The sequence below is a fragment of the Streptomyces sp. NPDC056527 genome (assembly GCF_042794475.1).
In the GTDB taxonomy this organism is placed as follows: domain Bacteria; phylum Actinomycetota; class Actinomycetes; order Streptomycetales; family Streptomycetaceae; genus Streptomyces.
Genome location: NZ_JBHTTQ010000002.1, coordinates 176,964 through 185,772, shown reverse-complemented (window position 1 = coordinate 185,772; position 8,809 = coordinate 176,964). Strand labels below are relative to the sequence as shown.

The 8,809-nt window shown below is 71.8% G+C and carries 8 protein-coding genes and 1 pseudogene; 4 read left to right on the top strand and 5 right to left on the bottom strand.

Translation table 11 applies throughout. The annotated features are described in order from the left end of the window. Window positions 1–25 precede the first annotated feature (25 nt). Window positions 26–1,546 carry a class I adenylate-forming enzyme family protein gene (locus tag ACFQ7Q_RS02430; RefSeq protein ID WP_383548726.1) on the top strand — a complete coding sequence of 507 codons (1,521 nt, stop codon included), beginning with the start codon at window positions 26–28 and terminating at the stop codon, window positions 1,544–1,546. Here ACFQ7Q_RS02430 and ACFQ7Q_RS02425 read toward each other — a convergent pair. Next, window positions 1,533–2,051: an EF-hand domain-containing protein gene (locus ACFQ7Q_RS02425; protein ID WP_383548711.1), complete on the bottom strand. Its 519-nt coding sequence runs from the start codon at window positions 2,049–2,051 to the stop codon at window positions 1,533–1,535. The two genes, ACFQ7Q_RS02430 and ACFQ7Q_RS02425, sit on opposite strands and share 14 nt — an antisense overlap. 153 nt (window positions 2,052–2,204) lie before the next feature. Next, a pseudogene (locus tag ACFQ7Q_RS02420) lies at window positions 2,205–2,570 on the bottom strand (STAS domain-containing protein); the annotation flags it as partial. 221 nt (window positions 2,571–2,791) lie between these two features. On the opposite strand from ACFQ7Q_RS02420, the gene ACFQ7Q_RS02415 reads away from it, so the two are divergent. After that, on the top strand, window positions 2,792–3,373 hold the full coding sequence (locus ACFQ7Q_RS02415) for a sigma-70 family RNA polymerase sigma factor (protein ID WP_383548708.1): 582 nt from the start codon (window positions 2,792–2,794) through the stop codon (window positions 3,371–3,373). Further along, complete coding sequence (locus ACFQ7Q_RS02410) at window positions 3,370–4,650, top strand: maleylpyruvate isomerase N-terminal domain-containing protein (protein WP_383548705.1); 1,281 nt, start codon at window positions 3,370–3,372, stop codon at window positions 4,648–4,650. The genes ACFQ7Q_RS02415 and ACFQ7Q_RS02410 overlap by 4 nt, the downstream gene beginning before the upstream one ends. A 63-nt stretch (window positions 4,651–4,713) precedes the next feature. Here the strand turns inward: ACFQ7Q_RS02410 and purU are convergent, their stop codons facing one another. Together purU and ACFQ7Q_RS02400 are read right to left on the bottom strand one after the other, a co-directional pair. Next, window positions 4,714–5,565, bottom strand: a complete 852-nt coding sequence (purU, locus tag ACFQ7Q_RS02405) for a formyltetrahydrofolate deformylase (RefSeq protein WP_383548703.1) — start codon at window positions 5,563–5,565, stop codon at window positions 4,714–4,716. Between the two features lie 46 nt (window positions 5,566–5,611). Continuing rightward, window positions 5,612–6,058, bottom strand: a complete 447-nt coding sequence (locus ACFQ7Q_RS02400) for a hypothetical protein (RefSeq protein WP_383548723.1) — start codon at window positions 6,056–6,058, stop codon at window positions 5,612–5,614. Window positions 6,059–6,262: 204 nt separating this feature from the next. Here ACFQ7Q_RS02400 and ACFQ7Q_RS02395 point away from each other — a divergent pair, with 204 nt between their 5' ends. Then, window positions 6,263–7,555 carry an ABC transporter substrate-binding protein gene (locus ACFQ7Q_RS02395; RefSeq protein WP_383548700.1) on the top strand — a complete coding sequence of 431 codons (1,293 nt, stop codon included), beginning with the start codon at window positions 6,263–6,265 and terminating at the stop codon, window positions 7,553–7,555. Here ACFQ7Q_RS02395 and ACFQ7Q_RS02390 read toward each other — a convergent pair. After that, window positions 7,542–8,780 carry a glycosyltransferase gene (locus tag ACFQ7Q_RS02390; RefSeq protein WP_383548697.1) on the bottom strand — a complete coding sequence of 413 codons (1,239 nt, stop codon included), beginning with the start codon at window positions 8,778–8,780 and terminating at the stop codon, window positions 7,542–7,544. The genes ACFQ7Q_RS02395 and ACFQ7Q_RS02390 overlap by 14 nt on opposite strands. Window positions 8,781–8,809: the final 29 nt, after the last annotated feature.

Sequence of the window (8,809 nt, the reverse complement as noted above, 5' to 3'; positions counted from 1 at the left end):
AGTTGTGGACGGAGAGGGGATCGTCGTGACCGACACCGCACACACCCTGGGCACCTCCCGCACCCTCTGGGAGCTCGTCGAGCGGCGGGCCGCCCTCACGCCCGGGCGGCCCGTCCTCCTCCAGGGGGACCGGAGTCTCACCTTCGGGGAGCTGCGCGAGCGCGCCGAGCGGTGTGCCGCCGGGCTGTACGGGATGGGGGTGCGGCCCGGGACGGTCGTGGCCTGGCAGCTGCCCACCCGGATCGAGACCGCCGTCCTCTCCTTCGCGCTGGCCCGCCTCGGAGCCGTGCAGTCCCCGGTCATCCCCTTCTACCGGGACCGCGAGGTCGGCTTCGCGCTGCGCGAGTCCAAGGCCGACTTCTTCGCCGTGCCCGGGGTGTGGCGCGGCTTCGACCACACGGAGATGGCACGGCGGCTAGGGGCGCGCGGGATCTTCGAGGCGTACGACGACCTGCCGGACGGCGATCCGGCCGTCCTGCCGCCGGCCCCGGCGAGCGGCGTCGACGTGCGGTGGATCTACTGGACCTCCGGGACGACCTCCGATCCCAAGGGCGTGCTGCACACCGACCGCTCACTCATCGCGGGCGGCTCCTGCCTCGCCCACGCGCTGCGTCTGAGCGAGGACGACATCGGCTCGATGGCCTTCCCGTACGCGCACATCGCCGGGCCCGACTACACGGTGATGCTGCTGCTCTACGGCTTCCCGGCGGTGATGTTCGAACAGTTCGCGCTGCCCGAGGCGCTGGCGGAGTACCGCAGGCACGGTGTGACGGTGGCCGGCGGGTCGACCGCCTTCTACTCGATGTTCCTCGCCGAGCAGCGGAAACAACCCGGCCGCAAGCTGATCCCGACGCTGCGGCTGCTCGCGGGCGGCGGGGCGCCCAAGCCGCCGGAGATCTATCACGCCGTCGTACGGGAGATGGGCTGCCAGCTCACGCACGGGTACGGGATGACCGAGGTCCCGATGATCACGATGGGCGCGCCGGACGACACGGTGGAGAACCTGGCGACGACGGAGGGCCGGCCGCCCGAGGGCATGGAGATACGGATCTCCGAGGGCGGCGAGGTCCGGCTGCGCGGCGAGGCGGTCTGCCGGGGCTATCTGGACCCCGCGCAGTCGGCGGCCGCCTTCGACGAGGACGGCTTCCTGATCACGGGCGACGTGGGGCATGTGACGGCGAGCGGGCACCTCGTCCTCACGGGCCGGATCAAGGACATCATCATCCGCAAGGGCGAGAACATCTCGGCCAAGGAGATCGAGGACCTCCTGCACCGGCATCCGGCGGTCGGCGACGCGGCCGTGATCGGCCTCCCGGACCCCGAGCGCGGCGAACGGGTCTGCGCGGTGATCGAGCAGCCGCCGGGCGCCGAACCCCTGGCCCTGGAGACGGTCACGGGTTTCCTGCGCGCGCAGGGCCTCTCCGTCCACAAGCTGCCGGAGCAACTGGAGGTCGTGGAGGCCCTGCCGCGCAACGAGACCCTGCGGAAGGTCCTCAAGTACAAGCTGCGCGAGCGCTACGCCGGGAGCCGGGTCACTCCGTCATGAAGTAGTGGGCGAACGCGGTCACCGCCGCGGCCTCGTCGACCTGGCCGGAGGCGAGGGTCGGCAGCGTCCGGGCGCTCAGGGCCGCCGACTCCGGGTCGACACCGAGCGCCAGGAGAGCGCGCTCCACCCCGGCGGGGGTCGCGGCCATGGCGAGGACGGCATGCAGGAAGGGCCGGGCGATCTCGGCGAAGCGCTCGGGGTGGTCGTGCAGCCGCTTCACCGCACCGCCGACGAACTCCTCGCGGCTGACCCGCTGGTCTCCGTCGACGTCGGCGATCCCGGCCATGCCCTGCCAGAAGGCCTCGGCGCCGTCGCACAGCGCCTGTCCCCGGTCGGAGCGGAACGACACCTCGAACTCCGTCAGGAGCCGTTTCGCCGCCGTGCTGAAGTCCTCGCGCGAGATCGTCCCGTCGCCGTCCTGGTCGAAGGCGGAGAAACGGCGGGCGATCCGGCGCTGGTAGAGCTGTCCGGGGTCCTGGTCCTGCTCGGGTTCCATGGGCTCCATGGGCGGAGCGTACGACGAAGGCGGCCCTCATGCCGAGAGGGACGGCCGTGTGGAGCCGAGCCGCTACGCGGAGAGACGACGCACGTCGTGGTTCCGTGGGCGGATCGTCTGGGCGGGCACGGAGGCGGTCTGTCCGACGAGGGAGTCCACGGGCAGGGGCCGGGCCCGCTCGTCGACGGCGTCGGTGGCGTCCGCGTACACCTCGAAGAGCCGGCGGACGCCGAGCGCGGCCAGGACGCGGTTGACGTGCGAGCCCTCCACCGCGCCGCGCGCGGGCAGCACGACCCGCAGCCGCCCGCCGCAGGAGCGCATCAGACGGCGCGACGCGATCAGCACGCCCACGCCGCTGGAGTCGCAGAACAGCACCCCCGACAGATCGAGGACCACGTCGTGCCGGCCGCCCGCGACCGCGTCATGGACGCGTCTGCGGACCAGCGGCGACGTCACCAGGTCCAGTTCGCCCTGGATGCGCAGCACGGTCCAGGGGTCCCGCTCGTCTTCCTCGACATGGAGCGTCACGACTAGCGCCCTTCAAACGGAGGCAGTGCTTCCTGTCCCCTCCCGCTGCCCCGCCACGGCGGAACGAAACACCCCGGATGAAAGGTGACGCTTTCTCTACCATCACCAGGCCCTGTGTGGGTGTACTTGCCACAAAGGCGGGTGCGCTGCCGGTCGGGCGCATTACTTTGGACGGTGAACTCGGGTCGGGAGGGCAGTCGAAGAGCTCCGGAGGGCTTCGTATGGCGAAGGACACACCACCGCGCTGGGACCGCAGGATGCAGCAGCGGCTGGCGCGCGGTGAGGCCGCCGCGCTCGGCGAGCTCTACGACCGTTTCGCCTCTCTCGTCCACAGCCTGGCCCACCGGGTGCTCGACGACGACAGCGCCGCCGACCAGGTCACCCGCGAGGTGTTCGGCTACATCTGGGAGAACCCCGACGCCTACGACCCCAAGCAGGGCAACATGCGCTCGTGGGTCGCCAAGCTGACCCAGCGGCAGGCGGTGCACCGCCTGCGGCAGACGGAGGCGACGGCGTACGCGGAGACCGGCGAGGGCTCGGCGGAGGAGCTGGAGCAGAAGGTGCGCCAGGCCTCGGTCGCCGCCCGCGCGGACTACATCGTCACGTCCATGCCGGCGCCGCTGCGCGCGGCGCTGGAACTGGCGTACTTCCAGCGGCGGGACTACCGCCAGACCGCCGCCGACCTCGGAGTGACGGAGGACGAGGCGCGGCGCCGGCTGCGGCTCGGACTGCAGCTGCTGTCGACGGCGAACACCCGCCCGCTGGAGGGGACCTCACCGCCCGGCTACGGACGCACGCTGTGAACGAGGCGAACGGCGACCCGGACGAGGTCGCGCGCGCTCCGTGGATACCGGGACCACGGTCGGCCGCGGACGACCACGCGGACCTGACGGGACGGCCCGAGGTGAGGGCGCCCGAGCCGGCGGAGGAGCCCGCTCCCCCGCCCGCACCCGCACCCCCGCCTCCTCCTCCGCCGGTCGTGCCGCCGCACAGTGTGCTCAAGTCCCTCCTCGGGGCGTGGGCGCTGTCGGCGTGTTCGGCCGAGGAGACCCAGGCCGTCGAGGACCACCTCACGGTGTGCGCGCCGTGCGCGGACGAGGCGCTGAGGCTGCGGGACGCGGTCGGGCTGCTGCACTCCGAGCGGGATCTGGACCTCGATCCGCTGCTGCGCTCCCGGGTCCTGGAGAACTGTCTGGGCCGGCGCCCCGCCCGTATCCCGGTGCCCGCCTGGGCGACGTCGTACGACGCGGAGACGGCCCGGCTCGACGCGCTGCTGCGGGACATCGGCGAGTCGGAGTGGCACGCGCCGGTGCGGCTGAAGTGGTTCGAGGGCGAGCGTCCGATGAGCCGCAAGACGACGGTGGCCGGGGTCATCGGGCATCTGCTGACGGTGGACGGCCTGGTGTCGGCAGCGCTCGGTCTGGACGACCCGTTGGGGCCTTCGGCCACGGAGGTGTCGCCGACGGAGCGGACGGAGACGTACTGGCAGGGCTCGTACCATCCGCCGACGCGCGGGGTGCGCGAGCCTTGGCGGGAACAGAGCCACACGCTGATCCGCACGGTGTCGTTCGCCGGGCGGGGCGTCGCGGATCTGACGGTGACGTACGGCGACTTCGCGCTGCCGATGCGGGACTCGCTGCTCGAGCGGGCCTTCGAGTGCTGGGTGCATGCGGACGACATCGCGAACGCGGTGGCGTATCCGTACGAGCCGCCCAGCGGGGCGCATCTGCACGGCATGATCGATCTGGCGGCGCGGCTGCTTCCGGCGGCGCTGGCCGACCGGCGGCGCGCGGGCCTGGCGTCCCCGCCTCGCCATCTGGTGACGGCCGGCGCGCCCGGCCGCTCGCTCCATCTGGAGGTGGAGGGCTCGGGCGGGGGCCACTGGTACATCGCCCTGGACTCCCCGGCGGCCCTCGGCTCCCCCGACCACGCGGTGGCGCAGGTGGCCATGGACGGCGTCGAGTTCTGCCAGCTGGTGGCGGGCCACGTCCCACCGGAGGAAGCGGCGGCGGGCCAGGACGGCGACCGCGAGGCGATCCGCGACGTCCTCTTCGCGGCGGCCTCACTGAGCCGCCTGTAGGCCCCGGGCCCCGCGGCGCCCGCCCCACCCGGTGGTGGGCGCCGACCCTCGTGGAGTAGTGGGTTAGGTGAAGACCACCGTGCGGCGACCGTTCAGGAGGATTCGGCGTTCCGCATGCCACTTCACCGCTCGCGCCAGCGCCTGGCATTCGACGTCACGGCCGATCGCCACCAGCTGGTCCGGGGTGACCTCGTGGCCCACCCGCTCGACCTCCTGCTCGATGATCGGGCCCTCGTCGAGGTCCGCCGTCACGTAGTGGGCGGTCGCGCCGATCAGCTTCACGCCGCGCGCGTGTGCCTGGTGGTAGGGCTTGGCGCCCTTGAAGCTCGGCAGGAAGGAGTGGTGGATGTTGATGATCCGGCCCGACAGCTGCTTGCACAGGTCGTCCGAGAGCACCTGCATGTAGCGGGCGAGGACGACGAGCTCGACGTTCTCCTCGCGGACGAGCTCCAGGAGCTCCGCCTCGGCCTCGGACTTGTTGTCCTTGGTGACCGGAATGTGCCGGAACGGGAGGCCGTACGAGCCCACCAGCTCCGCGAAGTCCGTGTGGTTGGAGACGACCGCGACGATCTCGACCGGCAGCGCCCCGATCCGCGAGCGGAAGAGCAGATCGTTCAGGCAGTGGCCGAACTTCGACACCATCAGCACGACCCGCATACGCTCGTCGGCCCGGTTGATGTGCCAGTCCATCTCGAACGAGTCGCCCACCGCCGCGAAGCTCGCCCGGAGCTTCTCCACGGTCACCGGCGTCTCCGCCGAGAAGTGGACCCGCATGAAGAAGAGACCCGTGTCCCGGTCCTTGAACTGCTGGCTGTCCTCGATGTTGCATCCCGTGATGAAGAGATAACTCGACACGGCGTGCACGATGCCCTGTTTGTCCGGGCAGGAAAGCGTGAGGACGTACTGGTCGGTCATCCCCGTAGGGTGCCACACCCCGCCCTGACGGCAGGGTCGCCGTCCGTCAGGCGGACCGCGTCATGATACGGAGCACGTCCAGGGAGCGCGGGGGCGTGTCGGGGTCCTCGCCGTCGGCCGACGCCATCCGTACGTGCGCCTCGCGGGCCGCACGCACGGCCTCCGGCCATCCGTGGTGCTCCATGTACGCGGAGAACGGCGCATCGGGCCCCACCTGGTGCATGATCCGCAGCACCCGCAGCACGGCCACGTCGACCAGCGCGGCCTCGCCGGAGTCGCGGAAGATCGTTCCGACGTACTTCTCGGCGGACCAGTTGTCGAGCCACGTGTCCTCGACCAGGCGGTAGACGGCGTCGGTGACGTCGCCGTACCCGTCGTGACCGGCCAGCCAGATCGTTTCGTGGAACTCGGGATCGGAAAGCATGTGCAGCGCCGAGCGCGCGTTGCTGCGCCAGCGCCACCACGGCATGTCGTTGAGCGGCATGCCGCCCATGGTGGAGGAGCGACGGCCGCGACGGGAAGAGTTCACCGAACCTGAGACTGGACTGGACACCGTTCGATCGTACGTTCCCTTCCAAGATCGGCCGACCGGCCCCCTCCCCCCACCGCGACCGACCCCTGCAATTCACCTTTGCGTCACCCCGCGTTGAACCCCGCACACTTCTGCGTTACCCGTGAGGCGGAATTGTGCATGGTCATGACCGGTAGGCGACTGACCTCACTCCTCGCACATGTCACGGCGGCGGCGACCGGGGCGTCGCTGCTCACCGGCTGTGGTGTGCTCCCTGGGACCACGGGGGGATCCAGGGAGCCCGTCACAGTGATGACCTGGGCCCCCGACGGCACCCGCGCCACCAACCAGCCCGGCATGCCCGCCATGGCCCAGGCGTACGCCCGCTGGGTCAACGCCAACGGCGGCATCGACGGCCACGAGCTGCGCATCCTCACCTGCAACGAGCAGAACACCTCCGCCGGAGCCGCGACCTGCGCGCGCCGGGCCGTCCGCGAGGACGTCGTCGCCGTCGTCGGCTCCTACAGCCAGAACGGCCGGGCCTTCATGGCCCCGCTGGAGGCCGCGAGCATCCCGTACATCGGTGGTTACGGAATCTCCGAGGACGAGTTCACCAGCCCGCTCTCCTATCCGGTGAACGGCGGCCAGGCCTCCCTCATGGCCGGCCACGGAATCCAGCTGGCGGAGTCCTGCCGCAAGGTCTCCCTCGTACGGCCCGACACCCTCGCCGGCGACAAGCTGCCCGACCTCCTCAACTCCGGCCTCAGCAAGGGCAGTCACAAGAGCGCCACCGACATCCCGGCGCTCGAGGACGCGGCCGAGTACACCGAGCAGGCCGGCCGGGCCCGCGCCAGGGCCGGCGGCGAGGAAGGCTGCGTCGCCGCCGTCCTCGGCGAGCGCACCCAGACGTTCTTCGACTCCTTCCGACGCCTGCCCGAGGACGAGGACTCCGGCGGCGACAGGGACGGAGACGGCAAGGACAGCAACGAGGGCGTGCGGATCTCCTCGGTGCTCGGCAGCGTCAGCCAGCCCGTCATCGACCGCACCGGCGGCGCGCACAGCCCCTTCGAGGGCGCGTACGTCACCGGTTGGTACCCGGAGGCCAACGACGCGCGCTGGACGCCGATGCGCAAGGTGATCAAGGAACACGCGTTCGCCGACAACCGTGTCGACCCGGCCGACGCGGGCGTGCAGACGACCTGGATCGCGTACACCGTCCTGAGGAAGGTGATCGAGTCGCTCGACAAGGACACGATCACGGCGGGGGCCGTCTCGCACGCCCTCGACCGCGGCGTCCAGATCGACACCGGCGGCCTCACCCCCGAACTGCGCTGGCGTTACGAGGACATGCTCGGCGCCCCCCGCTTCCCCCGGATCGTCAACCACGAGGTGACCTTCCAGGTGGTCCGCGAGGGCCGGCTCGTGGCGCAGAAGCCCGGTTTCGTCGACGTCGGCGCCACCGTGCTCAGCGCCCCCTGACGCTCCTCGCCCCGCGGACTTCGTCGAACAGCCGCCGCGCGGCGACCATCGCCCCGTCGGTACGGACCTGGCCGGCCACGGCCTTCGCCCGCGCGCCGGTCTCGGGGGTCAGGGCCGTCGCGAGCGCGGCCGACAGGGACTCGACGGTCGGAGTCGGTCCCTCGTGCGCCACGCCGATGCCCAACTCGGCGACCCGGCCCGCCCAGTACGGATGGTCGGCCCCCTGGGGTACCACCACCTGGGGCGTGCCGGCCCGGGCGGCGGTCGTCGTGGTGCCCGAGCTTCCGTGGTGCACGACCGCGGCCACCCGGGCGAACAGCGCCTGGTGGTTGGTCTCGCCGACGGCGAGGCAGTCGTCCTTGTCGTCGATCACGTCCAGGCCGGCGTAGCCGTGGGAGACGATCGCGCGGCGGCCCTGTGCCCGGATCGCCTCGACGGCCACCCGGGCGACGTCCTTCGATGCGCTGACGGGCGTGCTGCCGAAGCCCACGTAGACCGGCGGTGTGCCGGCGTCCAGGAACGACGACAGCGCGGCCGGGAGCCGACGTTCGTCCGGCCTGAACCACGCTCCGGTCTGCACGACGTCGAGGTCCGTCGGCGGCCACGGGCTCAGGATCGGGTCCGTCGCCAGCCACGGCTGTTCGGAGAAGGCGTAGTCGCGGACGTTGTCCACCGGCGGCAGGCCGATCGTCGCCCGGTGGGAGTCGATCAACTCGCCGAACATCTCGTCGGCGTTCCGGGCGTCGATCTCCCACAGCTCCAGGTTGTCGCTCACCCCCGGCGGCAGCGGACGGCCTCGCCGCGCGGGCGGAGGCTGGTGCGGCGACGGCAGGATGATCGGCTGGTGGCTCGCATGCACGTAGCGGATGCCCGCCTTCTCGGCCACCGACCGCGCGCCTGCCGTGACCGGCAACGGGCCGCAGGCCACCAGCGCGTCACACCCCTCGGCCGCCGCGGCGACCGGACCGAACTGCGCGGCCGTCAACTCGGCGGCCCGCTGCGCCAGGCCCACCGTCGAACCCGGCACCACCGTGGTCACCATCGCGCGCACCGGCCGACCGACCGGCACATGCGGAACTCCGGCCCCGGCGAGCAGTTCGGCGAACTCCTCGTCCGGCGGCGCGCACACCCGCACCTCCGCGCCGAGCTCCCGCAGCCGCACCGCGAGCCCCACCATCGGTTCGACGCTGCCACGCGCCCCGTACGTCGACACCACCACACGCATACGCCACTCCCCGTTCCGGCTGTGCCCTG

Excerpts from the sequence above, each read along its gene's own strand:
- ACFQ7Q_RS02390 (WP_383548697.1), bottom strand. The coding sequence starts at position 8,780 with ATGCGTGTGGTGGTGTCGACGTACGGGGCGCGTGGCAGCGTCGAACCG.
- ACFQ7Q_RS02395 (WP_383548700.1), top strand. The coding sequence starts at position 6,263 with ATGACCGGTAGGCGACTGACCTCACTCCTCGCACATGTCACGGCGGCG.
- purU (WP_383548703.1), bottom strand. The coding sequence starts at position 5,565 with ATGACCGACCAGTACGTCCTCACGCTTTCCTGCCCGGACAAACAGGGC.
- ACFQ7Q_RS02415 (WP_383548708.1), top strand. The coding sequence starts at position 2,792 with ATGGCGAAGGACACACCACCGCGCTGGGACCGCAGGATGCAGCAGCGG.
- ACFQ7Q_RS02425 (WP_383548711.1), bottom strand. The coding sequence starts at position 2,051 with ATGGAGCCCATGGAACCCGAGCAGGACCAGGACCCCGGACAGCTCTAC.
- ACFQ7Q_RS02400 (WP_383548723.1), bottom strand. The coding sequence starts at position 6,058 with ATGGGCGGCATGCCGCTCAACGACATGCCGTGGTGGCGCTGGCGCAGC.